The 25,133-nt window shown below is 44.1% G+C and carries 31 protein-coding genes; 24 read left to right on the top strand and 7 right to left on the bottom strand.

The window, feature by feature from the left end:
• Positions 1–69: 69 nt before the first annotated feature.
• Positions 70–1,293, top strand: coding sequence for a sensor domain-containing phosphodiesterase (locus tag I8J31_RS13570; RefSeq protein ID WP_199469118.1), 1,224 nt, complete (start codon positions 70–72; stop codon positions 1,291–1,293).
• Positions 1,294–1,364: 71 nt separating this feature from the next.
• Here the strand turns inward: I8J31_RS13570 and yghU are convergent, their stop codons facing one another.
• Positions 1,365–2,228 (bottom strand): glutathione-dependent disulfide-bond oxidoreductase, encoded by an 864-nt coding sequence (yghU, locus tag I8J31_RS13565; RefSeq protein ID WP_199469117.1) that lies wholly within the window; start codon positions 2,226–2,228, stop codon positions 1,365–1,367.
• Between the two features lie 34 nt (positions 2,229–2,262).
• On the bottom strand, positions 2,263–3,039 hold the full coding sequence (locus tag I8J31_RS13560; protein ID WP_199469116.1) for a ferredoxin--NADP reductase: 777 nt from the start codon (positions 3,037–3,039) through the stop codon (positions 2,263–2,265).
• A gap of 250 nt (positions 3,040–3,289) precedes the next feature.
• On the opposite strand from I8J31_RS13560, the gene msrA reads away from it, so the two are divergent.
• A complete protein-coding gene (msrA, locus tag I8J31_RS13555) occupies positions 3,290–3,898 on the top strand; it encodes a peptide-methionine (S)-S-oxide reductase MsrA (protein ID WP_199469115.1) in 609 nt (202 codons plus the stop codon).
• A gap of 36 nt (positions 3,899–3,934) precedes the next feature.
• On the opposite strand, the gene I8J31_RS13550 is transcribed toward msrA, so the two are convergent.
• Complete coding sequence (locus tag I8J31_RS13550) at positions 3,935–4,600, bottom strand: 4'-phosphopantetheinyl transferase family protein (RefSeq protein WP_199469114.1); 666 nt, start codon at positions 4,598–4,600, stop codon at positions 3,935–3,937.
• A 250-nt stretch (positions 4,601–4,850) separates the two neighbouring features.
• On the opposite strand from I8J31_RS13550, the gene I8J31_RS13545 reads away from it, so the two are divergent.
• The 17 genes from I8J31_RS13545 to I8J31_RS13465 are packed head-to-tail and all read left to right on the top strand — an operon-like array spanning position 4,851 to position 19,451.
• Positions 4,851–5,573 (top strand): beta-ketoacyl synthase chain length factor, encoded by a 723-nt coding sequence (locus I8J31_RS13545; protein WP_199469113.1) that lies wholly within the window; start codon positions 4,851–4,853, stop codon positions 5,571–5,573.
• Between the two features lie 9 nt (positions 5,574–5,582).
• The gene (locus tag I8J31_RS13540) at positions 5,583–6,347 is read left to right on the top strand and encodes a lysophospholipid acyltransferase family protein (RefSeq protein WP_233402772.1); all 765 of its coding nucleotides are present in this window, start codon (positions 5,583–5,585) and stop codon (positions 6,345–6,347) included.
• Complete coding sequence (locus I8J31_RS13535; RefSeq protein ID WP_199469111.1) at positions 6,340–6,606, top strand: phosphopantetheine-binding protein; 267 nt, start codon at positions 6,340–6,342, stop codon at positions 6,604–6,606. Before I8J31_RS13540 ends, I8J31_RS13535 begins: the two co-directional genes overlap by 8 nt.
• Entirely contained in the window at positions 6,603–6,860 is a 258-nt protein-coding gene (locus I8J31_RS13530; protein WP_325101208.1) for an acyl carrier protein, read from the top strand. The genes I8J31_RS13535 and I8J31_RS13530 overlap by 4 nt, the downstream gene beginning before the upstream one ends.
• 9 nt (positions 6,861–6,869) lie before the next feature.
• The gene (locus tag I8J31_RS13525) at positions 6,870–7,409 is read left to right on the top strand and encodes a COG4648 family protein (protein WP_199469110.1); all 540 of its coding nucleotides are present in this window, start codon (positions 6,870–6,872) and stop codon (positions 7,407–7,409) included.
• Entirely contained in the window at positions 7,406–9,112 is a 1,707-nt protein-coding gene (locus I8J31_RS13520; RefSeq protein ID WP_199469109.1) for an ApeI family dehydratase, read from the top strand. The genes I8J31_RS13525 and I8J31_RS13520 overlap by 4 nt, the downstream gene beginning before the upstream one ends.
• Positions 9,090–9,854, top strand: coding sequence for a glycosyltransferase family 2 protein (locus tag I8J31_RS13515; RefSeq protein ID WP_199469108.1), 765 nt, complete (start codon positions 9,090–9,092; stop codon positions 9,852–9,854). Before I8J31_RS13520 ends, I8J31_RS13515 begins: the two co-directional genes overlap by 23 nt.
• Positions 9,847–10,800 (top strand): lysophospholipid acyltransferase family protein, encoded by a 954-nt coding sequence (locus I8J31_RS13510; protein WP_199469107.1) that lies wholly within the window; start codon positions 9,847–9,849, stop codon positions 10,798–10,800. The genes I8J31_RS13515 and I8J31_RS13510 overlap by 8 nt, the downstream gene beginning before the upstream one ends.
• 26 nt (positions 10,801–10,826) lie before the next feature.
• Complete coding sequence (locus I8J31_RS13505) at positions 10,827–11,234, top strand: acyl-CoA thioesterase (RefSeq protein ID WP_199469106.1); 408 nt, start codon at positions 10,827–10,829, stop codon at positions 11,232–11,234.
• Positions 11,231–11,791 carry an outer membrane lipoprotein carrier protein LolA gene (locus I8J31_RS13500; RefSeq protein ID WP_199469105.1) on the top strand — a complete coding sequence of 187 codons (561 nt, stop codon included), beginning with the start codon at positions 11,231–11,233 and terminating at the stop codon, positions 11,789–11,791. The genes I8J31_RS13505 and I8J31_RS13500 overlap by 4 nt, the downstream gene beginning before the upstream one ends.
• A 2-nt stretch (positions 11,792–11,793) precedes the next feature.
• Positions 11,794–14,100 (top strand): MMPL family transporter, encoded by a 2,307-nt coding sequence (locus tag I8J31_RS13495; RefSeq protein WP_199469104.1) that lies wholly within the window; start codon positions 11,794–11,796, stop codon positions 14,098–14,100.
• A complete protein-coding gene (locus I8J31_RS13490) occupies positions 14,101–15,330 on the top strand; it encodes an NAD(P)/FAD-dependent oxidoreductase (RefSeq protein WP_199469103.1) in 1,230 nt (409 codons plus the stop codon).
• On the top strand, positions 15,318–15,872 hold the full coding sequence (locus I8J31_RS13485) for a DUF3261 domain-containing protein (RefSeq protein ID WP_199469102.1): 555 nt from the start codon (positions 15,318–15,320) through the stop codon (positions 15,870–15,872). The genes I8J31_RS13490 and I8J31_RS13485 overlap by 13 nt, the downstream gene beginning before the upstream one ends.
• On the top strand, positions 15,869–17,050 hold the full coding sequence (locus tag I8J31_RS13480; protein ID WP_325101207.1) for a beta-ketoacyl-[acyl-carrier-protein] synthase family protein: 1,182 nt from the start codon (positions 15,869–15,871) through the stop codon (positions 17,048–17,050). The genes I8J31_RS13485 and I8J31_RS13480 overlap by 4 nt, the downstream gene beginning before the upstream one ends.
• Positions 17,047–17,502 carry a hotdog family protein gene (locus tag I8J31_RS13475; protein ID WP_199469101.1) on the top strand — a complete coding sequence of 152 codons (456 nt, stop codon included), beginning with the start codon at positions 17,047–17,049 and terminating at the stop codon, positions 17,500–17,502. Before I8J31_RS13480 ends, I8J31_RS13475 begins: the two co-directional genes overlap by 4 nt.
• The gene (fabG, locus tag I8J31_RS13470; protein ID WP_199469100.1) at positions 17,495–18,220 is read left to right on the top strand and encodes a 3-oxoacyl-ACP reductase FabG; all 726 of its coding nucleotides are present in this window, start codon (positions 17,495–17,497) and stop codon (positions 18,218–18,220) included. Before I8J31_RS13475 ends, fabG begins: the two co-directional genes overlap by 8 nt.
• A gap of 1 nt (position 18,221) precedes the next feature.
• Complete coding sequence (locus tag I8J31_RS13465; RefSeq protein ID WP_199469099.1) at positions 18,222–19,451, top strand: beta-ketoacyl-ACP synthase; 1,230 nt, start codon at positions 18,222–18,224, stop codon at positions 19,449–19,451.
• Between the two features lie 60 nt (positions 19,452–19,511).
• On the opposite strand, the gene I8J31_RS13460 is transcribed toward I8J31_RS13465, so the two are convergent.
• Positions 19,512–20,408: a dienelactone hydrolase family protein gene (locus I8J31_RS13460; protein ID WP_199469098.1), complete on the bottom strand. Its 897-nt coding sequence runs from the start codon at positions 20,406–20,408 to the stop codon at positions 19,512–19,514.
• Positions 20,409–20,623: 215 nt separating this feature from the next.
• On the opposite strand from I8J31_RS13460, the gene nfsA reads away from it, so the two are divergent.
• Positions 20,624–21,361, top strand: coding sequence for an oxygen-insensitive NADPH nitroreductase (gene nfsA / locus I8J31_RS13455; RefSeq protein ID WP_199469097.1), 738 nt, complete (start codon positions 20,624–20,626; stop codon positions 21,359–21,361).
• Between the two features lie 52 nt (positions 21,362–21,413).
• Complete coding sequence (locus tag I8J31_RS13450; protein WP_199469096.1) at positions 21,414–21,938, top strand: peroxiredoxin; 525 nt, start codon at positions 21,414–21,416, stop codon at positions 21,936–21,938.
• Between the two features lie 99 nt (positions 21,939–22,037).
• Here the strand turns inward: I8J31_RS13450 and I8J31_RS13445 are convergent, their stop codons facing one another.
• Positions 22,038–23,273 (bottom strand): NAD(P)/FAD-dependent oxidoreductase, encoded by a 1,236-nt coding sequence (locus I8J31_RS13445; protein WP_199469095.1) that lies wholly within the window; start codon positions 23,271–23,273, stop codon positions 22,038–22,040.
• 155 nt (positions 23,274–23,428) lie between these two features.
• Here I8J31_RS13445 and I8J31_RS13440 point away from each other — a divergent pair, with 155 nt between their 5' ends.
• From I8J31_RS13440 to I8J31_RS13430, 3 genes are read left to right on the top strand one after another with little or no spacing between them, the layout of a single operon-like run.
• Positions 23,429–23,854: a VOC family protein gene (locus tag I8J31_RS13440; RefSeq protein WP_199469094.1), complete on the top strand. Its 426-nt coding sequence runs from the start codon at positions 23,429–23,431 to the stop codon at positions 23,852–23,854.
• Positions 23,855–23,896: 42 nt separating this feature from the next.
• Complete coding sequence (locus I8J31_RS13435; RefSeq protein WP_199469187.1) at positions 23,897–24,190, top strand: type II toxin-antitoxin system RelE/ParE family toxin; 294 nt, start codon at positions 23,897–23,899, stop codon at positions 24,188–24,190.
• Positions 24,191–24,202: 12 nt separating this feature from the next.
• A complete protein-coding gene (locus tag I8J31_RS13430; protein WP_199469093.1) occupies positions 24,203–24,493 on the top strand; it encodes an addiction module antidote protein in 291 nt (96 codons plus the stop codon).
• A gap of 34 nt (positions 24,494–24,527) precedes the next feature.
• Here I8J31_RS13430 and I8J31_RS13425 read toward each other — a convergent pair whose 3' ends face one another.
• Both I8J31_RS13425 and dhiT read right to left on the bottom strand, forming a co-directional pair.
• Entirely contained in the window at positions 24,528–24,770 is a 243-nt protein-coding gene (locus tag I8J31_RS13425) for a DUF2442 domain-containing protein (RefSeq protein ID WP_199469092.1), read from the bottom strand.
• A gap of 9 nt (positions 24,771–24,779) precedes the next feature.
• Positions 24,780–25,049: a type II toxin-antitoxin system toxin DhiT gene (dhiT, locus tag I8J31_RS13420; protein ID WP_199469091.1), complete on the bottom strand. Its 270-nt coding sequence runs from the start codon at positions 25,047–25,049 to the stop codon at positions 24,780–24,782.
• Between the last annotated feature and the right edge of the window lie 84 nt (positions 25,050–25,133).

Genomic DNA, 25,133 nt, shown 5'->3' with positions numbered 1-25,133 from the left:
ACAAAACAATAGGTTTAATCAAGCCCCTAGCCTAAAGCTTGAACAGACATCGTTCAAAGTGAGGAAAAAATGCAAGTTGATACAATAGAAAAATTCATTTTATCCGAGAAAAAAGCACCTACGGCAGCAACCATGGAAGAACTAGAAGGCATAGTTTCAGCAATAAGAGTTTATCTAAAAATGGACATCGCCATCATCTCTGAAGTAAAAGATGATAACTTGTACTTTCGCTATTTAGATGCCTCCCCAACCAGTACCTTTCCTCAAAGTAAGGCCCCTCATCCTTATCAAAACTCCTACTGCCGAGCATTGGTTGAAGGGCTTATTCCTGGCCTTATTCAAGACACGTTTAAACACCCAACGGCCTGTAAGCTACCGTCTACTCAGATGTTTCACATTGGCTCCTTTGTAGGGGCGCCTATTTACCTAGAAGATGGCGCTCTTTATGGCGCCATTTACTGTTTTCAAAACAAATCAGATAACACCCTCAATGACAGAGACCTGTCAATTATCACTTATTTCTCCGACCTAATTGGCAAAACCCTCGACTCTCATAGCAAGCAAAAACACAAGCACCATGAAGTAGAAAATCGGATTAATACAATCCTAGACAATAATTTTATTACCATGCATTACCAGCCTATCCTTGATCTCACTACCAACGATATCAGTGGCTATGAGTCCCTTGCCCGCTTTAACAGCGACCCTTATGTCACACCCGATATTTGGTTTGAAGAAGCACAACTGGTGGGGATGGGCGAGAAGCTTGAAATGCTCGCAGTGAAGTCTGCGCTTAAGCTTGATTACTACTTTCGCGACCATAACCGCTACTTATCGATTAATACTTCACCCGACTACATACTCAGCGGGGCATTAGAAAAAACCATAGGTCATCTGGCTTGCAATGTATTAATTGAAATCACCGAACACCAGCCTATTGCAGACTATCAAGCCTTCCAAAAAGCGCTTTCCCCTTTAAGAAGAGAAGGGGTAAAGCTGGCAATAGATGATGTGGGAACCGGCTATTCCAACCTCACTCACATTCTAGAACTAGAGCCAGATATTATTAAATTAGACTTGAGCCTAACAAAAGAGATTCATATGGATAGAAAGCGATGTGCACTGGCCTCTGCGCTTTGTACATTTGCGAAAGAAATACAGTGTGAGATTATTGCTGAAGGTATCGAAAGCGCAAAAGAACTGCACACACTCAAAGAGTTAGGCGTCAATAAAGGCCAAGGCTATTTTATTGGCAGACCTGCGCCTTTGCCATTAACGCGTTCCTGCGCATGAAACGAATAAGTCTAGTTCCAACTACCTTGGCCCTAGACTTATGAGGCTAGCGATATCACCTGAAGGTGGGGTTACAAGCCTAAAGCATCGAGATCAGAGGCATCATGACGCTCAGCAAGTTGTTGTCCCTCTCCCCACACGCGGTTAACTACACAACCACGTTTTACCGCTGGACGCAGCTCAATAGCTTTCGCCCAACGTAGAACATTTTTATAGCTGGCCACATCAAGAAACTCCGCCGCATCGTACAGGTTACCTAAGACTAAATTGCCATACCAAGGCCAGATCGCAATATCAGCAATCGAATATTCTTCGCCTGCCATATAAGTATTACTCGCTAATTGCTTATCCAATACATCTAATTGGCGCTTAGTTTCCATGGTAAAACGATCAATCGGGTACTGCATTTTAGTCGGTGCATAAGCGTAGAAGTGGCCAAAACCGCCGCCTAAATAAGGCGCAGAGCCCATTTGCCAAAATAACCAATTACGGCACTCGGCTTTCGCCGCAACATCTTTCGGAATCAATGCATCAAATTTTTCAGCAAGATACTGGAGGATAGAGCCAGACTCAAATAAGCGTGTCGGTGGTGTCGTGCTGTGATCCATCAAGGCAGGAATTTTAGAGTTCGGGTTGATCTCCACAAAGCCAGAAGAAAACTGATCACCTTCACCAATATTAATCAGGTAAGCATCGTATTCTGCTTCGGTTTTCCCCATGGCTAAAAGCTCTTCTAGCATGATGGTCACCTTCTGACCATTCGGCGTAGCAAGAGAATGCAATTGCAGTGGATGCTGACCAACAGGCAAAACCTTTTCAGCGGTCGCACCCGATATTGGACGATTGATGTTGGCAAATTTACCACCACTTCCGGCATCCCACTTCCAGACTTTTGGAGGAAGATAATCTTGACTAGACTTTGTATCAGAACTCATAACATCTCCTAAAATATGTATCTGCTAATAAGTATTAACGTTCAACAAACGCCCGCTCAATGACATAATCACCTGTCACACCAATTTTTGGTGACTCTTTAAAGCCTAACTCATCAAGCAAAGCGGATGTGTCTTTGAGCATATTAGGGCTACCGCAAATCATCACCCTGTCATTGGCTGGATCAAGCTGCGGCAAGCCTATGTCTTGTGCTAATTTGCCACTGCGGATCAAATCCGTCAAACGACCTTGATTACGAAACGGCTCACGGGTCACTGTTGGATAGTAAATCAATTTTTCACGTACTTGGTCACCAAAAAACTCATTATTAGGCAATTCTTTTTCGATAAAGTCAGCGTACGCTAACTCACTCACATGGCGTACACCATGAATTAAAACAATTTTTTCATACTCTTCATAAGCATCAAAATCTTGAATCACGCTCAAAAAAGGCGCTAACCCAGTACCGGTTGATAATAAATACAAGTGTTTACCCGGATGCAAATCCCGTGTCACCAAGGTACCAGTAGGTTTACGGCTCACTAAAATATCATCCCCAACCTGTAAATGTTGCAAACGAGAAGTTAATGGCCCATTTTCGACCTTAATGCTGAAAAACTCTAAATGCTCTTCATAGTTCGGGCTCGCAATACTGTAAGCACGCATCAAAGGACGTGTTTCGGTTTCTAAACCAATCATCACAAACTGACCATTGTCAAAACGTAAGCTCGGATTCCGAGTGGTTTTAAAGCTGAATAAATTATCATCCCAGTGATGGACACTTAACACACGCTCAGTAACAAATGCACTCATAATTACCCCATTAAAATTTGAAAAAACGGCTTAGATCTACGGTTTGATCACAGCAAACGTCATTGACTGATACGCATACTATAAGACAAGTCTATATTTGTTTAATTGATAATTTAGATGACTTTAATATGTTAAACATATATAGAATTCGTCAACGACAAATGTTTTACCTTTCACTGTAAGAAAACCACTCTCTGAAACGTCAAAGAACCACATAACATAATCGGTTAATGATTAAAGGGCATTTGAAATGAAGATATTAAACACCACATTGGGATTGCTAGTATTCGCTACAGCGACCTTCAGCGGCGCATCACAAGCCGCTCACCAAACCATGATTGTCGCTGGCGGTTGTTTTTGGTGTGTCGAATCTGACTTTGAAAAAGTACAAGGCGTACTCGATGTGGTCTCTGGCTACACAGGAGGACACACAGAAAACCCAAGCTATAGGCAGGTATCCTCTAAAGAGACAGGCCACTTCGAAGCCGCGAAAATCACCTTCGACGATGAAATCGTGTCATTAAAAACACTCTCTGATTACTACTGGAAAACCATCGATCCAACGGACCCAAAAGGCCAGTTCTGTGATAAAGGCAGCCCATACAAAACCGCCATGTTTTATCAAAACGACAACCAAAAAGCGGTTTTTCAAGCTTCTCTCGCTAAAGTAGAGAAAACCAAGCCCTTTAAAGCCGATATAGTCACACAACTGTTACCAGCCAAAACCTTCTACCCAGCTGAGCAATATCACCAAGACTATTATAAGAAGAACCCGATTCGCTATCGCTACTATCGCGCCAGCTGTGGCCGAGATAGCAGGATAGAAAGATTATGGGGAGAAGTGGCCAGTAAACACTGACAAAAACCTGCAAAGTTAAAGCACCATGCAGCTTATTCAGATCAAAGAAAGCAAGTCAATCTGTCTAAGCTGCACCCGCTCAACCTTCCCCATATAAGCAAGAGAAAGATGGTAGTTTTCAATATCAGTATCGAATATTGACCACCTCTTCTCGCCGTCAACAACACCGGAATAGGGCAATGTGTGTAAACTAGTTGTATTTTGTTCAGCTGGGCTCAATGCTTTAAAAATGGCTTCTTTTGTACACCAAACCTGATAAAAATAGTGTTTTTTTGCTTCGTCACTCACCAAGAGTTCTAATTCAGCCACCTCTTCCGCAGTCATAAAAAAGTGACTCTTTTCAATCGGGTTTGTTATGTCCTTTTTAAACTCAATATCCACACCAATAGGAGAGTTATGTAGCACGCAACAAACTAGTTGGTGACTATGTGAAATAGAGAGATACCAGTCATTTACGCCTTTTAGCTCTGGTGCTGAAGATGGCTTTTCCAAGATATCAGGCAAAGCAGAAAACGCATTATAAGTAACCAAAGCTTGTAACAATAATGTCCGCCCAACGATAAACTCTCTGCGTCTTTTATGAGTTTCAAACTTAAGCGCCTTCGCCTTTTGAGCATCAGGCAAACGGCTCAAAAGGCGATTCAACAGATCGTCTGATATTTTTTCACTGTCTGTAAGGAATAGCTCAATTACTTGCTGCATTTAAAACGACCTACCTGTGCTGACCATATCCAATTTACATCAGTTCTTTTTATAGGAAAAAAAGGCTTTTTGCATTGAAGTTCGTGGAAAAACATTAAAAACCGCAATATATACAGACATTTGAAATGAACTCCGTGATTTTCTTTACATAGACACTCCTTCATAAGTAAAATCCGTGTTCGTAAGAAGTAAGATAGCATTCTTAAGGCAGTCACTGTTGCAGACACAGTAAATATAGGGAATATGAAAAGTGCTAAGTTTTAAACTCAAGACTTGGAATGCATATGCACCAAGTCTGGAGTCCATTGATTCTTGGGGAAATTGGTTAAACGACAAAAACCAATCATCAGAAAAACAGCGGAACCCATCCTTAAAAAAACTGCCTTTAATGCTACGTAGACGATTTTCTGCTATTGGAAAATGCGCGGTAGAAGCAAGCATGCCTATGCTTGCAGAGGGTCAACACATTCCCCTAGTCTTCGCTTCACGCCATGGCGATGTCGGCTTAACCTTGTCCTTGCTTGAATCCATCGCAAAAAATGAACCGCTTTCACCGACCTCTTTTAGTTTAGCCGTACACAATGCAGTCAGCGGCTTACTTTCTATTGCCCGTAAAGACCCAAGTGAAACCACCGCTATCGCAGCAACAGAAAACCTAATCCCCTTAGCGTTATTGGAAGCGGCCAGCCAATTACAAGTACACGACCAAGTACTCTGCATTATTTGTGATATGCCTCTTCCGGATCTTTACAAGCCATTTGCTGATTCGCCTTTATTCCCCTATGCCATTGCCATCGTTTTAAGCCGGCAAGAAGGAGAGACTCTTTCTTTAGAAAACCAGCCGCTAAACAAATCGACTAGCTCACCTCAAGACGATGAGTTAAAAGAACTTATTGCACTACTTTGCCATCAATCCAGCACTGCGCATTTCTTGAATAAGCAGCTCAATACTGAATGGATCATCAAGAGGTAGAGTATTTTGTTGAGTAACATAGAATATTGTTGGCGCTGGCTCGCTACTGCGTTTAGTTTCTTTATATTTGGACTGGGGGGCATTTTACTGCCCATTATCGCCATACCTATTTTGTATTGTCTTCCAGCGACGACTTTAGTTCGTGAAGGCAGAGCACAGGCCATTATTCACCATGCCTTTCACTTCTACATTGAGCTGATGCGAACACTCGGTGTGCTCAGTTACGAAACGAAAGACCTATCTAAATTAAAGGATGCTCAACTGATCCTAGCCAATCATCCATCGTTAATTGATGTGGTTTTTTTAATCGCTTTCGTGCCCAATGCAAACTGTGTTGTAAAAGGAAAATTAGCTAAAAACCCTTTCACCCGAGGTCCGATAAAAACCGCAGGGTACATTATTAATGAAAATAACGAAGAAGTAATCGACATGGCCTCTCAGGCTTTTTCTAAGAATCACGCTTTAATTGTTTTTCCCGAAGGGACTCGGTCAACACCCAAGCAAGCTTTAACACTAAAACGCGGTGCGGCAAATATTGCTATCCGCACTCAAGCAGACATTACACCAGTTATAATTAACTGCACACCATCGACACTGACAAAAAGTGACCGCTGGTATCAGATCCCTAAAAAACGTGCACATTTTACGATTCGGGTAAAAAACAAGATCGCAATAAGCGATTACCTAGATGGAAGCTCACCCTCCGTCGCAGCAAGAAAACTGACCTATGACCTAACGAACTATTTTAATTCGGAGTTAAAGTTAAATGGCTAACTTACAGTTAGAACTAAAAGAAATGATCATTACAGCACTCGATCTGGAAGACATAGAAGCAGATGAAATTGATGACGCAGAACCACTCTTCGTAGAAGGCCTTGGCCTAGATTCAATTGATGCCTTAGAAATTGGTCTCGCACTACAAAAACAATATGGCATTAAATTGAAAGCGGATTCAAAAGAAACCCATGATCACTTTGCGAGCATCAACGCTCTTGCCGCACTGGTTGAATCACACAGAGGAACAAACTCGTGAGCACGACGAATATTAACCAAGAAGTCTACAATAGGGTATGCAATATCCTAGCGGAATTGTTTGAGTTATCTGTAGAAGACATAACACCAAGCTCAAATTTATACCAAGATCTGGATATTGATAGTATTGATGCCGTCGACTTGGTCGTTGAACTTAAGAAGATGACAGGAAAAAAAGTCAAACCGGAAGATTTCAAAATGGTCCGAACGGTTGAAGATGTTGTGACTGCTGTTGAAAAACTAATGACATCTTAAGGCTGTACCATGTTACTCAAAAGCATTCTGGTCATCATCACGATTTCGTACCCTTTTATTGTGTACTTTGGGCTTAATCGTTTTGAACCGAGTGTAGTCCTGTATTTTCTCGTCGTGCTACTCGCATTAAGATGGCGCATAGAAAAACAAAGCAGCATGCGTAAAGTCCTTATTTTTTCGGCCCTAGCAATATTAGTCATTGCTTATTTCATAGGGGATCTAGAAGGGTTAAAAATGTACCCTGTGACCGTCAACCTAGCCATGTTAATCCTGTTTAGCAGCAGCCTTTATGCCAAACAAAGCATCGTTGAAAAGCTCGCCCGCTTAAAAGAGCCAGACTTGCCTCCTGAGGCAGTCGCCTATACCAGAAAGGTAACTCAAGTATGGTGTGCATTTTTTGCCATTAATGGCAGCATCGCTTTCTTCACAGCCCTATGGACATCTAACGAAACATGGCTGTTTTACAATGGTTTTTTAGCATACATATTGATAGGCACATTGGTTTCTGGTGAATGGCTTATCCGCTATCGAGTTAAACGCCGTTTATGAAAAAGCTTTCTACATGGTTATCAGACACAAATGACAAGCCTATTGCCATACTGGCCGGCCAAGTCATCAGCAAAAGACAATTTTGCACCAAGGTAGCAGCTTGGCAAACACGCCTGCCACTCGTCCCGAAACAAAAGTGGGCGGTGTATCACAACGATGCAATTGAGTTTTTAGCGATTCTATTTGCCCTATGGCACTCCAAATGCATGGCTTGTATTCCCAGTGATAACTGCGAAGCAACCGTCACACGCCTGAGTGCAAACGTCGCGGGCTTTATTGGTGAATTTAGTCTTGTTGGTGATCAAGCTAGCGTATGGCAACTGGCGGACGGTTTTGATGAAAACAGCTTGGCCCAGCCTCTTTGGAACACCTTAGAAAAGAGCTTTCCGGCACTGGAAGTTTACACATCAGGATCTACCGGTGAACCTAAGCCCATCATCAGAACGCTTGAGCAAATTGATCATGAACTCGCGTCTTTAGAATTACTATGGCCGCTTTCAGCCTCTGCCATGGTGCTGTCAACGGTCACCCATCAACACCTTTTCGGCCTAACCTTTCGACTATTTTGGCCATTAGTAAAAGGACAGATATTTCAGGCTAAACATTGTCCATTTACCGAGGACATTTACCACCTAGCCACACAGTGTGAGCGCTTCATTTTGATTTCTACACCCGCTCACCTGAAACGCTTAAACGACCAACTTGACTGGTTAGGCTTAGCAGGCAAATGCGAGGCAACCATTTCATCTGCGGCACCATTAAAATATGAAGACAGCCTCTACGCCGCTCAATTGCTAAATGCCCCCATATTTGAAATTTATGGCAGTTCTGAAACCGGCGCGCTAGCATGGCGAAACCAATCTAAAAAAGACCAAGATTACTGGACCCTATTGCCTAACGTTAAACTAGAAGCCACCTCGACATCGGGCCGTTTTCTAGCGATAGGCGCTCATATTGCCCCAGAGTATCAAGCGTTATCGGATAATATTGAGCAAATTGCTGAAGACCGCTTTTATTTACGAGGTAGAACAGACCGTATTGTAAAAGTAGAGGGCAAACGCTTATCGCTTGCCAAACTAGAAAAGTGCCTTGAAGAGAGCGAATGGGTCCACACAGCAAAAGCATTGGTTGTTGTCAGAAAACGGGAAGAAGTCGCCGTTGTCATCGAATTAAGCAACTTGGGCTTATCCCTACTCAAACAAAGATCTGAAAAATGGCTCGCAACGCAACTTAAGACGCAATTAAAAGCATCCTTTGAGCCTGTACTACTACCAAGACGGTGGCGCTTTGTAAAAGCATTACCCTATAACCAGCAGGGCAAACTCCCAATGGAATCACTACAAACCTTATTCCAGCCAGTTCAGCCAAAATGGCCAACCGAGCTAGATCGCAAGCACTCAAACAATCACTGCGAATTTACTTTTCATATACCAGCGGAATTAGTTTATTTTGAGGGCCACTTTGATGGCAACCCTATCTTACCTGGCATTGCACAAACCCATTGGGCACAACATTACGGTAGAAAAGTCTTCGCTTTTTCTGGAAAATTTGTCCGCTTAGAAGCAATTAAGTTTCAGCAAATTATTTTCCCCGATTCAGAAGTCACCTTGAAGCTTGAGTTTCTACCAAAGAAAAATCGTCTCGCCTTCCAGTACCTTTCTAGCAAAGGAGTGCACTCCAGTGGACGAATCTGTTTCGAATAATAATTTTAAGCCGGCGATTATTATTCCTGTCTACAATCATGAAGACGCCATATCAACAACCTTAGACGAAGTTTTAGTCTATGGTTATCCGATTGTTTTAGTGAATGATGGTAGCTCTGAAGCCTGTACCAAGGTGCTTCAAACACTGGCTAACAGACATAATGAATCCGTACACTTACTGCACCTAAACACCAACAGTGGCAAAGGGGCAGCCGTAAAATCTGGCATGAAATATCTATTAGAACAAGGTTTCAGCCACGCCTTGCAAGTGGATGCAGATGGGCAACATAATGTCACTGATATCCCTGTTTTTATGCGTACAGCGGAGCTGTCCCCCGCCAGCATCATCAGCGGTTACCCTATCTATGATCAGAGTGTTCCTCGTCACCGCTATTATGCTCGTTACTTAACGCACGTTTGGGTATGGATAAATACGCTCTCTTTTACTATCAAGGATTCCATGTGCGGCTTTCGTGTTTACCCACTACATTTGATCTGTGCACAGCTCAATAAATCCCCTTGCGGCGACCGTATGGATTTTGATACAGAAATCATAGTGCGTTGGATATGGACAGGGCACCCAGTAAAAAACATTCCGACCAGGGTTCGCTACCCAGAGAATGGCATATCTCACTTTAATGCGGTAAAAGACAACCTACTTATCTCATGGATGCATACTCGCCTATTTTTCGGCATGGTATGGCGCTTGCCCCCTTTGCTATGGAGAAAGTTTAATGGCTGATCGCCCTCAACATTGGTCTAACATAACGGAAACCAGTTCCATACTTGGCATGAAAATCCTCTTAACCTGTTACCAGTTATTTGGTCATACAGGTTTTCGCTTATTTCTCGCCCCCGTAATTCTCTATTTTTATATTAAAAATGCTTCTGCCCGAGCGGCATCAAAAGAATATTTAACGAAAATAGCGCCTTTTTTCCCCATAGAAAAACAGAAAAAAATGACCTCGTTACGCCATTTTTTCACCTTTGGAGAAATGCTATTAGACAAGTTCTTAGTCTGGATGGGGCAAATAGAAAAACAAGATATTGTCTTTGAAACCGCAGAGGCTTTTAAAAAAATAAAGCTTGATTCACGCGGCGGCATTATTGTGGTTTCCCATCTTGGTAACACCGAAATTTGCAATGCAATAGGTAACCAGCTACCAGACGTTAAAGTCACTATGTTGGTTCACACTAAGCATGCACAAAAATTTAACAAGATGATGCAAAAGACAAAGAGCAAGGCCTCCTTTAGCATCATGCAGGTCACCGAGATAACACCAGCTACCGCAATGATACTGTCTGAGCGAGTTGCTAATGGGGAATACGTCGTCATTACAGGTGACAGAACGCCAGTTAATGGTGGTGGTCGAGTTTCTCATGTCGATTTTTTAGGCAGCAAAGCGGCTCTGCCACAGGGCCCTTTTATCCTAGCCAGCCTCTTAGCTTGCCCTGTGTACTTAATGTTCTGTTTAAAACAGGATGCTAGCTATCATATTTATGTGGAGTCTTTCTCAGAAGACCTTGCCTGCCATCGTAAGGAAAGACAGCAAAAATTAGAAGAGGCAGTCACTCGCTATGCCCGACGTTTAGAGCACTACTGCCTATTGGCGCCATTACAGTGGTTTAATTTTTTTCCGTTTTGGCAATCCAATCCCAGCTCAGACGAAGCATCAGCCAAAAAATAACCGCTGAGAAAATATAGGGGAAAGCAATGATTGAAACAGAAATAGACTTGGAAATTCCTTTTCACGATGTCGACGTGATGCGCGTCGCATGGCACGGGCATTACGCTAAATATTTAGAAATCGCACGCTGTAAAATGATGGATCTAATTCATTACAACTGTTCTGAAATGGAAGAAACTGGCTACGTTTGGCCTGTCATTGATATGCACATTCGCTATGCTCAGCCATTAAAATTTCAACAAAAAATCAAGGTCCGCGCCACCCTAGTCGAATGGGAAAACCGCTTAAAAGTGAATTATCTGATTTTTGATGCAGAAAGCGGAAAGCGATTAACTAAGGCTTCCACGGTTCAAGTCGCCGTTGATATTGAGTCCGGTGAAATGCAATTTTTTTCCCCAAGTATTCTGTTTGAAAAACTAGGAATCCCACAATGATAAAGTACTGTCTCAGTCTAATGGTTCTCTCTTTTAGCCTGTTTACATCGGCAGCGAGTCTTGATGAATTAAAAGCCATCACCAGCACACCAAACACCCTGTCGGGTACTTTCACTCAAGCAAAATATCTAGCACAACTAGATACTTCACTACGTTCGACAGGTGAGTTTCATTATTTACGGGACAAGGAAATCACATGGCATACCCTAACGCCCATCGACAGCAGGTTAAAACTGACACCTGAAACCATGTCCAATTATCAAAATGGCAAACAGGTCAACAAAATGGACAGTGGCTCCAATCCTGTAGTGGCCATTCTGAGTGACATATTCTTTGCCGTCATGACCGCCCAATGGCAAGTATTAGAAACCTATTTCACCGTCAATACAAAAGTCGCAGATAGACAATGGCAAGCCACATTAACACCGCTAAATGCCAACATTGGCAGCTTTGCCAACAAGATAATCCTACAAGGCGACCAATACCTACGACACATCACATTGTATGAAGCGGAAGGTAACCGAACACAAATAGACTTTAGTCAGCTGCAGCCATAACGATGAGATTAAACCTTAAATTAGCCGCTGTCGGCTGGGCCGCTTTGTTCTTTGTTATTTGCCTATTGGCACTCACAAAACAAACGGCCTTTGATACCAGCATCATGGCCTTGCTACCAAAATATGAGCAGCGTATTTTGGTGTCAGAAGTGCAGCAAGAACAAGCCGAACGCTATGCTAATCATGTTTTCATTCTGGTGTCAGCAGAACAAAAAGAAGCCGCTAAAGCGGCAACAACAGAAGCCATCGCTCAACTGGCCACCTTAAAAGACCGAGTAAGCATCACTGCGTCAGCGGATCAAGCAAACGCTCAATCTAACAATCTATTTGCTTATCGTTTTTCAATACTCAGTGATGCTGTGCGCCAGCGCCTGCTCACTAAAGACTATGAAAGCCAACAGCAACTCGCCCTAAGCCAGCTATTTTCTCCTATCGGAGCTGGAAAAGCAGACCTAATTCAAGACCCATTCTTTTTATACAGCGACCTTTTACTGACACAAAAGAGCGGTATCAAGGTCAAACCAGAAGAGGGTCTATTACGTTTAACGGAAAGCCAACAGCCCAGTTATCTGCTCATCTTAGCATTACACCAGAACCCTTTTGACCTGCCGACTCAAGCGCAAATCATGCCCGTGCTGGAATCCATCAAGAAAGACCTAGCAACACAAGGTGCACGTGTTTCCTACTCAGGTTTATTACTGCATGCTGCGAAAGGGGCGGAACAAGCGAAATCTGAAATATCTACCATTGGGGTCGGCTCAATACTGGGCATCACTCTCATTATCTGCTTGGTTTTCCGCCGAATTGGACCGCTCTTCCAAGTGTTATTTCCAGTCGCAATTGGCTGCCTTGTGGCTATCTCTGTCACCATTCTATGCTTTGATAGAGTTCACCTTATCACCATCGCCTTTGGCGCGGGCTTGGTTGGAGTCGCAGTAGATTATTCTATGCACTTGGTGTGTGAAAATAGCCTTGAACATAGTGAAGGTGTGGTTAAAAAGCTTTTCATTGGGCTGCTTTTAGGCTTGATTTCAAGTGTGCTCGCCTACGGTGGTTTAGCACTAACGCCTTTTCCGGGCTTGCAACAGATCGCCGTATTCTCCTGCGCCGGATTAATCGCCGCTTGGTTGACCGTTATCCTATGGTTGCCAGTTACCATGCCGAACACAAAAACAGCCCTATTGCCTGCGGCTAGAATATTAAATCACTGGAAAGAGACGCTTCCGAGACTGGATCAATACCCTGTCATGGGGGCTTTTCTGGTTGCATGTTTGATATCTGTCACGGCCGGACTGGTTTATTTCGCACCAACCCAAGACAGCATTCGTTTGCTACAGACTTCTCCTTCCTCGTTATTGAAAGAAGACCAGCATGTTCAACAAGCGTTAGGGAACAATGTTAATTCGGCTTTCTTAATGGTGTCTGCCAATAACATGGAAAGCCTGTTACAACAGGAAGAAGCGCTCAGACAACGGCTTGACCCTCTAGTGACATCACAAGCCCTACTTGGCTATCAATCAATCAGTCAGTCATTGCCGTCTTTGCAACGCCAGCAGCAAAACCAACAACTGGTCAATCAGCTCTATCAAACCGAATTGGAAAACTATCTCGGTAAACTCGGTTTATCTGAGCAACAAAAAAGCTTGGCTTCTCACTCTTTAGATCAAAACCAGCCCAACTTAACCGCGGATGAATGGTTAAATATGCCGATCAGCGCACCTTGGCGAAGCTTGCTCATCCAGCATGCTTCTGGCGAGTTTTCTTCCGTCGTTCAAATAATCGGCAATATGCCAACAGCGACCACAGCACAGCTGAAAAGCATCGCTCTCTCAACGCCCAATGTCGATTATGTAAACCAAGTTGAAGACATCAGCAACACCCTAGCCCGTTATCGAGCCAAAATGACCGACTGGTTAATGATCGCCTATGGCGTTATCACCATCATGCTGTTTTTCCGCTATCGATTGAACGTGTGGCGCGTCATGCTGCCACCTATTGCCGGCTCTGTCTTAGCCCTAAGCATTGCGGTGGCAATAAACGGAGGCTACAACCTATTCAACCTAATCGCGCTAATGCTGGTATTTGGCATCGGTCTCGATATGGGGATCTTCTTACAAGAATCAAAAAACAGTCCACATACGTGGTTAGCGGTATCATTGTCGACAGTGACCAGCTTACTCGCCTTCGGTTTACTGGCACTCAGTCAAACCCCTGTTCTATATCACTTTGGCATTATTGTATTACCGGGTTTGACTCTCATCTGGTTGATATCACCTTTAATGCAGTCAACTCGATTGGAGAAATTATAAATGGAAGAACTAAAAGCAGATTTTGATGCCATTGTTATTGGCGCTGGCCCAGCCGGAGCCATGGCTTCATCACTATTAGTTGACCAAGGACACAACGTACTGGTACTCGAAAAACAACACTTTCCGCGCTTTTCAATAGGTGAGAGCCTATTGCCACAAAGCATGGAATTCTTAGAAGCCGCTGGTATGTTGCAAGCTGTGGTTGAAGCAGGATTCCAGTACAAAAACGGCGCGGCCTTTTCAGAAAAAGATACCTACAGCTATTTTGATTTTAGAAAAAAATTCTCTCCGGGTTGGGGCACCACTTACCAAGTCCAGCGGGCTCAATTTGATAAAGTACTGGCCGATTGCGCTCAAGCGAAAGGAGCGGATATACGCTATGGCCATAGTGTAACGGCATTTGAAGAAAATAATGAGCAAGTACAACTGAGCGTTTCTTCTGCAACTAACACTTATAAAGTGACAGCGAAATTTGTACTCGATGCCAGCGGCTTTGGTCGTGTCTTGCCAAAACTTTTAGCGTTAGAAAAAGACTCCGCATTATCCCCTAGGGTTTCTCTATTTACGCATATCGAGGATCAGATTACCGATCCACAATTTGACCGTAACAAGATACTTATCTCAGTACACCCCGAAAACAAGGAAATATGGTATTGGCTGATTCCTTTTAGCAATGGTCGAGCATCGGTTGGTGTGGTCTTACCAAGAGAGCTTTATGATAACCACAACGAAGATAACAAAGCGCTATTGCAACACTACATAGGCAAAACAGAGTTGATGAATAAGTCTCTGGCGAATGCCCAGTTTGATAGCGACGTAGGTAAAATGGATGGCTATTCTTGCAATGTAAAAAGCCTGTATGGCGATAAATTTGCCCTGCTCGGCAATGCCGGTGAATTTCTTGACCCTGTCTTCTCTTCCGGTGTCACCATAGCACTCAAATCGGCTACGCTAGCCGCCCAAGTATTAAACAAGCAACTCAAAGGTGAGACTGTAGATTGGCAAGCTCAATATGCCCAGCCGCTACAAAAAGGCATTGATACCTTCAGAGTATTTGTCGAAAGTTGGTACGATGGCAGTTTACAAGATGTTATTTTTAAGGAAGAAAAGTCAGACGCGATTGAAGGCATGATTAGCTCTATCCTTGCTGGCTATGCTTGGGACACCAAAAACCCTTACGTCAAAACTCCTACTAGATTAAAAGCGTTGGCCGAATTATGTCGAGGTTAATACAAGTTGTTCTAATCTCCATCAGTGTGGCATTAACAGGATGCAGTCTATTCACACCTATCGAACAAACTGTACCTAATTTGGTGTTATTAGCCCCGGTTGCTGGAACGCCGACGCAAGTTCTAAAACAAGGTGTCACCTTCAAAAAGCACGAGCAAGAAAAGCAATTTATTGCAATTACTCGTTTTACCGAGCAACAAACCAAGCTTGTGGCACTACTCCCTACAGGGCAGTCCTTTTTGTACCTAGAATATGATGGGCAAAATTTTAAAGAAAAAAATGAAGCAGGAATAGAACTGCCCAGCAAAGACATTCTCGCCATGATCCAATTTACCTTGTGGCCAGAAGGCAAGGTGAAAGAGTCCTATCCATCTAACCTTGGCTGGCGAGTAGAAATATCACCTAACCTCCGTAGCCTATATTACAAGGCTCAACTGCGACTGAAAGTAGAGCTGAACGGTGATAAAACAAACATCACTAATTATGCCGATGATTACCAAGTAAACATTGATACATTCGAAAAAGAGGAGCTAGCTCAGTGAACTCTTACCCTATGGAGCCATGCTTCCTTAATTCCATGGCAATGATGAGCGCCTTAGGCAGTCATCCAGATGATATAAAACAACGTTTATTACACGGTAACCCTGTGTTGGATTTGTCTCAGGACTATCATAGTGGCCCGCCACTGCCGATCGGACGAATTCAGGAAACGCTCCCAGAGATTCCACTAGACGATGCAAAATATCAAAGCCGTAACAACCAACTAGCTTGGGCCGTGGCGCAAAAAATAATGCCGGATATAAAAGCTGCCATTAACCAATACGGTAAACATCGCATCGGGGTAATTATTGGCACTTCCACCTCAGGCATCAGCGACAGTGAAGTCTATTTGCGCGAACACGCAGAATCTGGAGAAATGCCTGCAGGCTTCGACTACCGCATGCAAGAAATGGGAGCGACAGCACGCTTCTTAGCTGTTGCCCTTGGCACCTGCGGCCCGACCTTCAGTATCTCAACCGCTTGCTCTTCCGGTGCAAAAGCGCTGGCTTCTGCTCGACGGCTGATTCGTTCCGGTATCTGTGATGCGGTTATTGCTGGTGGTGTAGACACATTGTGTCAATTAACCGTGCAAGGCTTTGCTTCTCTAGAAGCTGTCAGTGAACAACAATGTAATCCGTTTAGCGAAAACCGTAATGGCATTAATATTGGTGAAGCTGGCGCGCTCTTTTTAGTCTCCAAAGAAAAGTCTGCCATAGAACTCGCTGGCGTAGGAGAAAGCTCCGATGCCCATCATATTTCTGCACCAGACCCTTCCGGTGCGGGTGCCATTCGCTGCATGTTGGCTTGCTTAAAAGACGCTAATATTGACTCTCAAGCAATAAATTATCTCAACCTTCACGGCACAGCCACTCAGCTCAATGACCAAATGGAATCCAAAGCGGTATCCGAAGTCTTTGGTGCTAACACTCCTTGCAGCTCCACCAAACCCTTTACAGGGCATACGCTTGGTGCGGCAGGAGCATTGGAAGCCGCCATTTGTTGGTTATCACTCACTGAAAGTTTTATCCCCAAACACCTATGGGATGGTTGCCAAGACCCAAATTTACCAAACATTGGCTTAAGCGAGGGTGCGCAGCACAGCTCAATCTCTTACGCATTAAGTAATTCCTTTGCCTTTGGCGGCAACAATATTTCCCTCATTTTGAGAAAAACATCATGACATCTACTTATACCGTAGAGGATCTGGTACCTCATTCTGGGCGCATGAGCTTACTGACTCGTATCGTAGACCATGGCGAAGACTGGCTATTAGCCGAAGTCGATATTCGACCTGACTCCATGTTTGCTGATGAAAAGGGCGTGCCTGCTTGGGTGGGGCTGGAATATTTAGCCCAAGCTATTGGTGCTTATTCAGGATTGCAGGAGCGCCGAGCTGGCAGCAAACCAAAACTGGGATTTCTACTGGGCACAAGAAAATACAGCAGCTCAGCAGAGTATTTTCCTACTGGGTCCACGCTAACCATAAAAATTAACGTAAACCTGCAAGCAGAAAATGGCTTAGGGTCTTTTGACTGCACCCTGAGCAGTGAGCATTGTGATGCCAGCGGCCGATTAAATGTCTTCCAACCCGACAATGCTAGTGAATTCTTACAAGGTGAAAAAAGTGAATAAAACCATATTAGTGACTGGCTCTAGTCGAGGCATTGGCAAGGCCATTGCTCTACGGTTAGCAAAGGATGGCTACGATATCGTCTTACATTGCCGTACCAAAATAGATGAAGCCGAAGTGATTGCTCAACAAATTAAAGAACTAGGAAGGGAGGTCCGTATTTTACAGTTCGACTTAACCGATAGAAAACTGGCCTGCGATACCTTAGAGCATGATATTGAAGCCTTTGGAGCCTATTATGGTGTGGTTTGCAATGCTGGAATCGCGCGCGACAATGCCTTTCCCGCTATGCCAGCGGAAGAATGGGACGAGGTACTACGTACCAATCTAGATGGCTTTTATAATGTCCTTCACCCTGTCGTCATGCCAATGATTCGACGTCGCAAAGCAGGCCGGATTGTCACGTTATCGTCGGTTTCTGGAGAAATGGGTAATCGCGGACAAGTCAACTACAGCGCTGCCAAAGCTGGTATAATCGGCGCGACAAAAGCACTGGCGGTAGAATTAGCGAAACGAAAAATCACCGTTAACTGCGTTGCCCCCGGTTTAATTGAAACCGACATGACTGAACACATCCCTCTTGAAGAAGCGTTAAAAATGGTTCCTATGCAAAGAGCAGGAAGTACCAGCGAAGTGGCTGGTACCATCAGCTTTTTAATGTCTGAAGATGCGGGTTATATAACGCGACAAGTGATCTCTGTAAATGGCGGTATGCATTAATATGAAACGAGTAGTAATAACCGGAATGGCTGGTTTCTCTCCCATAGGAAATGATTGGGACACCATCTATTCTAATTTAAAGAATCTAAATACTGGTATTGTTCACATGGAAGAATGGGACAAATACGATGGCTTAAATACTCGCTTAGCAGCCCCAGTTACAGACTTTAAAATGCCTAAGCACTACTCACGTAAAGATTTACGCAGCATGGGTCGTGTCGCCCAACTGGCGGTATACAGTACCGAGCGAGCTTTAGAAGACGCAGGTCTGCTTAATGACCCAATCTTAAAAAGTGGTCAAGTTGGTATTTCATATGGTTCTTCCTCTGGCGACACCTTATCCTTCATCGACTTCGGCAACATGCTAACCAATCACTCGGCTGATGGTTTAAACGCAAACTCCTACATAAAAATGATGGCACATACGGCACCGGTGAACATTGGCGTCTATTTTGGGCTAAAAGGCCGTGTATTCACCACATCCAGCGCCTGTACCTCTGGTAGCCAAGGCATAGGCTACGCTTACGAAGCCATTAAATATGGCATGCAAACCGCTATGGTTGCAGGTGGCTCTGAAGGCTTATGTGTTACTCAGTCAGCCGTCTTCGATACCCTATATGCCACCAGCGTCACCAACGATACTCCTCATCTCACACCCAGCCCTTTTGACAAAAACCGCGACGGTTTGGTCATTGGCGAAGGCGGTTGTACATTAATCTTAGAAGAGCTCGAACACGCCCAAAATCGTGGCGCAACCATCTATGCTGAAATCATCGGCTTTGGCACCAATTCAGATGGCAGCCATGTTACTCAGCCCAATGCGGAAACAATGAAAGAAGCCATCGATCTCGCCTTAACAGACGCTCATATTTTGGCGTCAGACATTGGCTATATTAATGCCCATGGCACCGCCACTGAGCGTGGCGATATTGCAGAAAGTCTCGCCACTGCGGAAGCAATGGGTAGCACTGTGCCAATCAGCTCATTAAAAAGTTACACAGGACACACCTTAGGCGCATGTGGCTCGTTAGAAGCTTGGTGCAGCATCGAAATGATGCGTAACAACTGGTTCTGTCCAACCGTCAATTTGACAGAGATAGACCCAGAATGTGGTGATCTGGATTACATCACAGGAAACGGGCGAGAAATAGAAACCGACTACATTATGAGCAATAACTTTGCCTTCGGCGGAATCAATACCTCGTTAATTTTTAAGCGTTTTGACAACTGAAAATACAAAAAATGGGCGAAGGGGTTTTAACCTCCTTGCCCATACATCCACTCTTTTACTTTAAGCCAAGTGTTTATTAAAGAACTCAAGCGTACGCTTCCATGACAACTCAGCGGCTTTTTCGTCATAGCGCGAGGTAGAATCGTTATGGAAACCATGATTCGTCTTTGGATAAACATACGCGGTGTAATCCGCGTTAATGGCTTTCAGGGCTTTTTCATAATCCGGCCACGAGGCATTTACCCGCTTATCTAGCTCTGCATATTGCAGCAACATAGGCGCTTTAATTTGTTTGATGTATTCAGGTTTTGCCGGTGTACCATAATAAGGCACAGCCGCATCGATCATTTCAGGCACGCGTGCCGCTAGCATGTTACTCACATAACCACCGAAGCAAAAACCCACCACTCCTAGTTTATCCGTGGTTAATTCATGGTTTTTCAAGAAGCTCGCCGCATTAATAAAGTCCGTTTCTACCTTAGCTTTGTCTAAGCTTTTCTGCATAGCACGACCTTCATCATCATTCCCCGGATAACCGCCCAAGGTATGCAAGATATCAGGGGCGAAGGCGATATAACCCTCTTTTGCTAAGCGACGAGCGACGTCTTTGATGTAAGGGTTAAGACCACGGTTCTCATGTACCACCAAAACCGCAGCAGTTTTTGCAGGTCTATTTTTGGGCAAAACAAGATAACCGCGTCCACTGCCTAAACCGTCTGGGGAATCAAATTCCGCATAACTGGCCACAATGTCCGCATCATTAAATGAAACCTGCTCTGCCAGTGCATAGTTAGGAATCAAACCACCCGCGACAGCCGCAGAGGTTAAGCCAATCGCGGCAAGGCGTGCAAGAAAGGTACGTCGGTCAATGTCGCCATGGGCATATTCGTCATACCAATCAAAGGCTTCTTGAGGAATCGTATCGTTAGATCTGGTGTGCAAAGGCTGAATAGACATTCTATTTTCTCCATGTGAATGAATCGGTATTAGTCTGTACGTTTCATACTCAGTTTTGGATACATAAAAGTGAAAAAAGTTTACTTTTTTCTTCCATAAATCGCATAAGTACACAAATAGCTGTCCGTTTAATAATGATCAAGGTTATTGGTTTTGACCAGTTCAACCTAATTAACTAGTATCACTGTTCAATATTTTCTAGACGATAACCTACTATGAATCCGATTTTAGAAGCCCAGTTAGCCCACAAATCCATTCGCCAATATACTGATCAAGCAATTGAACCAGCCCTGTTACAGCAACTTATCGCATGCGCACAGGGTGCAGCGTCGTCTAGCTTTATCCAAGCCTATTCTTTGATACGAGTGACGAACAAAGAGAATCGCCAAAAAATTGCCTCCCTAGCTGGCGGACAAAAATGGGTCGAATCTGCTGCGGAGTTCCTGGTGATCTGCGCAGACCTCACTCGCGTAGAATATTGCAGCGAACAACAGGGCTTAGGAAAGTTAGCAGGCAATACAGAACACTTCATCGCGGCGACTACCGACGCCACCTTCATGGCACAAAATCTGATGCTGGGAGCCGAATCCATTGGTCTTGGTGCCGTCTTTATCGGTGGTATTCGTAATGACCCTGCACAGGTAGCCGAACGGCTTAACCTACCCAATCAAGTCTACCCTATTTTTGGACTATGCTTAGGTTGGCCTGATGCCACACCAGATTTAAAACCACGCCTACCGGTGGAAGTGATTCTTCACCAAGATCGCTACGATAGCAGTCGCTGCGAAACTGACGTCAAAGCCTACGATGCGCAGATGCAAGCTTACTATCAAAGTCGAGGTGGCAATCAGAAAAGCAGCAATTGGTCAGAACAGACCGCTACCGCTGTGCAAAAAAAGAAACGCGAACATATGCTAAGCTTCTTGCAGGAACGAGGCTTTTTGAAAAGCTAACTAGCCCACTAATCAGCCTTATTTATTCATCTTAAAAAAGAAAGGAAAAACCATGCCAACAACTGTCCCTAATGTCGTATTTAAAACCCGTGTTCGTAATGAGTCCCTTGGTGGTCCAAATCCGTTTGAATGGAAAGATGTCAGCACAGACGACCTTTTCAAAGGCAAAAGTGTTGTCGTCTTTTCTTTACCGGGTGCTTTTACGCCAACCTGCTCCACTTCTCATTTGCCACGCTACGAAGCACTCTATGAAGAATTCAAAGCACAAGGTGTTGATACCGTAATTTGTATTTCAGTGAATGATGCCTTCGTCATGTACCAGTGGGGCAAGAGCCAAAATGCCAAAAATGTGTTCTTGCTACCAGACGGCAATGGTGACTTCACCCGTCAAATGGGCATGCTAGTGAAGAAAGACAACCTAGGTTTCGGCATGCGCAGCTGGCGCTACGCCATGTACGTAGAAGATGGCGCAATCAAAAAAATGTTCTCTGAAGCCGGCTTCCAAGATGACGCACCAGCCGACCCATTTGAAGTGTCTGATGCGGACACCATGCTTAACTACTTAAAAGCACGTTAAAACCTAATCTCATCAGGTTTTCTCAATAACAAAAAGGACAGGTGATACATTCTCATCTGTCCTTTTTATATTGTAACCATGTCTGCCCAAGCAAGGGTATCAAGACAAACGCAGCTCTGGTGAGAGCGCGCTGATCAATTCACTACACTCGCCATTCATCATATCCATCAATAAAGCCGAGGTCGTTGGCCCAAGGGTAAAACCCTGATGACCATGGCCAAAATGAAACCACAAGCCTTTATGATTCGGAGCTTCTCCCACCAAAGGCAGCATATCCGGCATACAAGGCCGCGTTCCCACCCACTGGGGTTCTGCCACGCGTTCACCCACGTCTATTATCTCGTTTAAAGCCTTTGCTCCACGCTCTAATTGCTTCGTATCCACAGGCGAATTGTGTGGCACCAACGCCGCGCCGGTGGTCACCCTCAAGCCTTTTGTCATGGGTGCCGCTAACACACCATTCGCCACATCAAGAAAAGGACGTTTAAGCCGCTGCGGTGCATCATAATGACCATGGTAACCACGCTTATAAACCATGGGGATACGATAACCAAAACGCTTCAATACCTCAGGTGACCAAGGCCCTAAGGCAATCACGGCTTGCTCCGCGCTCAATTCCCCCTCATCAGTATGCACCTGCCAACCACTTGCACTCTGCTGCAAGGTATTCGCATCACCCGAGACAAATTTACCGCCTCGGGACACAAATAAATCAAAATAAGCGCGGGTTAAATCTCCGGGCGATGCACAACTCCAACTTTGCGTAAAGTGCACCACACCAGCGGGCGTTTTTTTCAAAGCGGGCTCTTCTTTTTGGTAACGTCCCCCATCTAAAATACGTGACGTCACCCCATATTCATTCAGTAAAAAATCTGCTTTTTTCGCTGTTTTATCAAACTCTTTTTGATCCCGTAGTAAGATGGCAAGTCCATCACGAGAGATCAAATGCTCAGCTTGAGAATCACGAATCAAACCGGCATGATCTGCCGTTGAAGAACGAATTAAACGAGAATAATACTGGGAAATTTGGGCGTGCTTCGCAGGCGATGAATGCCTAAAATACGACCATAATGCAGGCAGCATTTGCAACGCACCATCCATACGCCAAGTCACGTCGTTACTGATTTCAAGAGCATATTTACAAAGCGTTAATAAGTCTCTTGGCAAGGCGTAAGGCTGCACCGCCTCCATCTGAATAATACCCGCATTACCATAACTGGTTTCACAGCCAGCTTGGGTACGATCAATAATGGTCACGCTATGCCCATGAGCTTGCAGCGCTAAGGCACTACTCACCCCAACCATCCCAGCTCCTAAAACAACAAACTCAGCCATACCATCCCTACCTAGACGCCATTTCAGACATTGAAAACTGATTAATTTATCACTATAGCAACACCAAACAAGCAGAAACGTAAATAATCGTTATTGTGGAACAACTATCGTCACTGATATGAGACTATTTATTTACGTATTTATAGGAGATCACCATGAGCTTACAACCTTTTCACCTAGCTATTCCCGTCTATGACGTTCCATTAGCCCGTGTTTTTTACCGTGATGTATTTGCTTTAGAAGAAGGTCGCTCAGCTGAAACATGGGTAGACTTTAACTTTTTTGGTCATCAATTAGTGATTCACCACCACCCAAAAACCCCCAGCCAAGAAAACGCCACCACCAACCCAGTAGACGGACACGACGTCCCTGTGCCGCACTTTGGCGTGGTACTCACATGGCAGCAATGGGAAGAGCTAGCAGAACGCCTCACCTCACAAAACATACAATTCGTCATCGAACCTTACATACGTTTCAAAGGCCAAGTGGGCGAACAAGCCACCATGTTCCTCCTCGACCCCTGCGGCAACGCCCTAGAATTCAAAGCCTTTAAAGACATGGGACAACTGTTTGCGAAATGATGAGAATAGGGAGAGTGTCATTCAACAAATGACGACTGTTTTATACAACATCAGAAAAACGGATTTTTTGATAAATGGCTACAAAAACTAAAAGACACTAACGCCAAGATTCAGATATTAAACCGAATCGCCCGGATTGAAAGCGAGGGATACTTCGGTGACTGTAAGCAAATAGAAGGGGAATTAAGCGAACTTCGCTTTTTTATTGGCCCAGGTTATCGCATCTACTTCACAGAACGAAACGGTCAAATCATCATTCTCCTTTCTGGTGGCGATAAATCCAGCCAGAAACGAGATATTGAAAAAGCCAAAACCCTAATGAGTGAATTACCTTAAAGGAGAGGCATCATGACAAACACAACGGCCTTTGATGTGGCAAGCTACCTTGAAACCGATGAAGACATACGAGACTTTTTATCCGCCGCTGCCGAAGATGGTAGCGCAGAGCATTTGCTTCACAGTTTAGGCATTGCCGCCAAAGCGAAAGGCATGACACAGGTTGCCAACGAAGCCGGCGTGACCCGCGCAAGCCTGTATAAATCCCTTTCAGAAAACGCCAACCCCAAGCTCGAAACTATTACTAAATTATTAGGCGTGTTTGGCTGCAAGCTACAAGTCACGTCGATTGAAGAGCGGTAAATCACTAACATTAAAAAGGCTTCTTCAAGCAACCTCAGGCAATTTCAGGTGAGCTTAATAAATACAGCGTATCCTTACTGAAATCCTGCTCGTGAGGCCATTGTATCCCCCCAAAAGCCACTGACGCCTGCTTGAAATAACTCATCTCCTTCAACTCCTGAAAAATGCCTTTTTCCAGAAATGGAGCAACATCAAACACACGTACTTCTTCGTTTTCGAATGTCAGTTTAAGATGGTAAGTGTTCATCACTTCTACATGGATAACGTTAGGATTCATAGGACACATTTATTTAAGAGGATCTATTTTAAACACGGATTCGCCATTCACAGCTAACTCCCAGTCTGCCATCAACTCATCTTTATGGATTTCAACCCAAGCATCGACAAGCTTTTGCTTTGGTTTAGGTAAACTCCCTTCTAGAATAAGTCCACTAGCAATATTAATTATGGCTTCATTTTCCTGATAATACACATGAATATGAGGGCTTTTATGTTGCTGGTTATCGAAGTAATACATACGTACTATAATCCCATAGAACATCGAAATGGTTGGCATAACTGTCTTCCTTGACATGATTGAGCTTCATTATAAAAATATTCTTAATTCATTGCAGAAACATCAGAAAAATACAGAATACTC

The sequence above is a fragment of the Marinomonas transparens genome, assembly GCF_016463975.1.
Taxonomy (GTDB): Bacteria; Pseudomonadota; Gammaproteobacteria; order Pseudomonadales; family Marinomonadaceae; genus Marinomonas; species Marinomonas transparens.
The sequence above is the reverse complement of the archived record's forward strand: the minus strand, read 5'-3'. Positions and strand labels throughout refer to the sequence as shown.

What these genes read in the sequence shown, in the direction of transcription:
- yghU (WP_199469117.1), bottom strand. Translation starts at nt 2,228, where the DNA reads ATGAGTTCTGATACAAAGTCTAGTCAAGATTATCTTCCTCCAAAAGTC.
- dhiT (WP_199469091.1), bottom strand. Translation starts at nt 25,049, where the DNA reads ATGCCAACCATTTCGATGTTCTATGGGATTATAGTACGTATGTATTAC.
- I8J31_RS13440 (WP_199469094.1), top strand. Translation starts at nt 23,429, where the DNA reads ATGAGCTTACAACCTTTTCACCTAGCTATTCCCGTCTATGACGTTCCA.
- I8J31_RS13510 (WP_199469107.1), top strand. Translation starts at nt 9,847, where the DNA reads ATGGCTGATCGCCCTCAACATTGGTCTAACATAACGGAAACCAGTTCC.
- I8J31_RS13535 (WP_199469111.1), top strand. Translation starts at nt 6,340, where the DNA reads ATGGCTAACTTACAGTTAGAACTAAAAGAAATGATCATTACAGCACTC.
- I8J31_RS13560 (WP_199469116.1), bottom strand. Translation starts at nt 3,039, where the DNA reads ATGAGTGCATTTGTTACTGAGCGTGTGTTAAGTGTCCATCACTGGGAT.
- I8J31_RS13445 (WP_199469095.1), bottom strand. Translation starts at nt 23,273, where the DNA reads ATGGCTGAGTTTGTTGTTTTAGGAGCTGGGATGGTTGGGGTGAGTAGT.
- I8J31_RS13500 (WP_199469105.1), top strand. Translation starts at nt 11,231, where the DNA reads ATGATAAAGTACTGTCTCAGTCTAATGGTTCTCTCTTTTAGCCTGTTT.
- I8J31_RS13430 (WP_199469093.1), top strand. Translation starts at nt 24,203, where the DNA reads ATGACAAACACAACGGCCTTTGATGTGGCAAGCTACCTTGAAACCGAT.
- I8J31_RS13450 (WP_199469096.1), top strand. Translation starts at nt 21,414, where the DNA reads ATGCCAACAACTGTCCCTAATGTCGTATTTAAAACCCGTGTTCGTAAT.
- nfsA (WP_199469097.1), top strand. Translation starts at nt 20,624, where the DNA reads ATGAATCCGATTTTAGAAGCCCAGTTAGCCCACAAATCCATTCGCCAA.
- I8J31_RS13550 (WP_199469114.1), bottom strand. Translation starts at nt 4,600, where the DNA reads ATGCAGCAAGTAATTGAGCTATTCCTTACAGACAGTGAAAAAATATCA.
- I8J31_RS13505 (WP_199469106.1), top strand. Translation starts at nt 10,827, where the DNA reads ATGATTGAAACAGAAATAGACTTGGAAATTCCTTTTCACGATGTCGAC.
- I8J31_RS13465 (WP_199469099.1), top strand. Translation starts at nt 18,222, where the DNA reads ATGAAACGAGTAGTAATAACCGGAATGGCTGGTTTCTCTCCCATAGGA.
- I8J31_RS13495 (WP_199469104.1), top strand. Translation starts at nt 11,794, where the DNA reads ATGAGATTAAACCTTAAATTAGCCGCTGTCGGCTGGGCCGCTTTGTTC.
- msrA (WP_199469115.1), top strand. Translation starts at nt 3,290, where the DNA reads ATGAAGATATTAAACACCACATTGGGATTGCTAGTATTCGCTACAGCG.
- I8J31_RS13425 (WP_199469092.1), bottom strand. Translation starts at nt 24,770, where the DNA reads ATGAATCCTAACGTTATCCATGTAGAAGTGATGAACACTTACCATCTT.
- I8J31_RS13525 (WP_199469110.1), top strand. Translation starts at nt 6,870, where the DNA reads ATGTTACTCAAAAGCATTCTGGTCATCATCACGATTTCGTACCCTTTT.
- I8J31_RS13475 (WP_199469101.1), top strand. Translation starts at nt 17,047, where the DNA reads ATGACATCTACTTATACCGTAGAGGATCTGGTACCTCATTCTGGGCGC.
- I8J31_RS13520 (WP_199469109.1), top strand. Translation starts at nt 7,406, where the DNA reads ATGAAAAAGCTTTCTACATGGTTATCAGACACAAATGACAAGCCTATT.
- I8J31_RS13460 (WP_199469098.1), bottom strand. Translation starts at nt 20,408, where the DNA reads ATGTCTATTCAGCCTTTGCACACCAGATCTAACGATACGATTCCTCAA.
- I8J31_RS13485 (WP_199469102.1), top strand. Translation starts at nt 15,318, where the DNA reads ATGTCGAGGTTAATACAAGTTGTTCTAATCTCCATCAGTGTGGCATTA.
- I8J31_RS13490 (WP_199469103.1), top strand. Translation starts at nt 14,101, where the DNA reads ATGGAAGAACTAAAAGCAGATTTTGATGCCATTGTTATTGGCGCTGGC.
- I8J31_RS13570 (WP_199469118.1), top strand. Translation starts at nt 70, where the DNA reads ATGCAAGTTGATACAATAGAAAAATTCATTTTATCCGAGAAAAAAGCA.